The following is a 691-nucleotide window of genomic DNA, read 5'->3' as shown; positions in this document are numbered from 1 at the left end:
TGGAGCAGGTCAGCGGCAGCTATGTCAGCGACGACCTGCGCGATCGCGAGGATGACATCCTGTGGCGCGTGCGCTTTCGTGACCGCTGGCTCTACCTGTATCTCCTGCTGGAGTTCCAATCCACCGTCGATCCATACATGGCCGTCCGCCTGCTCACCTATCTAGGATTGCTCTATCAGGATCTGATCAAGCAGCAGGCAACGACCGAAACCGGCAAGCTGCCACCTGTCCTCCCGATCGTGCTCTACAATGGCAAATCCCGCTGGACGGCGGCCACCGAGTTCCTCGACTTGATCGAGCCCGCGCCGGGGCGTCTGCGTGATTACGCCCCACACTTGAAGTACCTGCTGTTGGACGAGGGAGCGATCGACGAAAGCGCGCCCTGGGCATTGAGAAACCTGGTGGCCGCCTTATTCAGACTGGAGAAAAGCCAGGGGCCGGGGCCGCTCCACGACGCCATCTCGGCCTTGATCGACTGGCTGGCCGCGCAGGAGCAGGCCAGTCTACGCCGCGCTTTCACGGTTTGGATCAAGCGCGTGCTGCTGCCCGGGCGGCTGCCTGGAGCCGACCTACCCGCAATGGCCGACCTACTGGAGGTGAAAACCATGCTCGCCGAAAGCGTCATCGAATGGACGGAAGACTGGAAACGCCAAGGGCTGGAGGAGGGCCGGCGGCAAGGTTGGCAGGAGGG

1 protein-coding gene is annotated in these 691 nt (G+C 62.8%); it reads left to right on the top strand.

Annotated elements, in window-relative coordinates:
• The coding region (locus G3480_RS27165; RefSeq protein ID WP_164657281.1) for an Rpn family recombination-promoting nuclease/putative transposase at nucleotides 1–691 on the top strand (691 nt) is incomplete at both ends.

The organism is Thiorhodococcus mannitoliphagus (genome assembly GCF_010915725.1).
GTDB lineage: Bacteria > Pseudomonadota > Gammaproteobacteria > Chromatiales > Chromatiaceae > Thiorhodococcus > Thiorhodococcus mannitoliphagus.
Note: the sequence above shows the minus strand (reverse complement) of the source record. Positions and strands in the feature narration are given on the sequence as shown.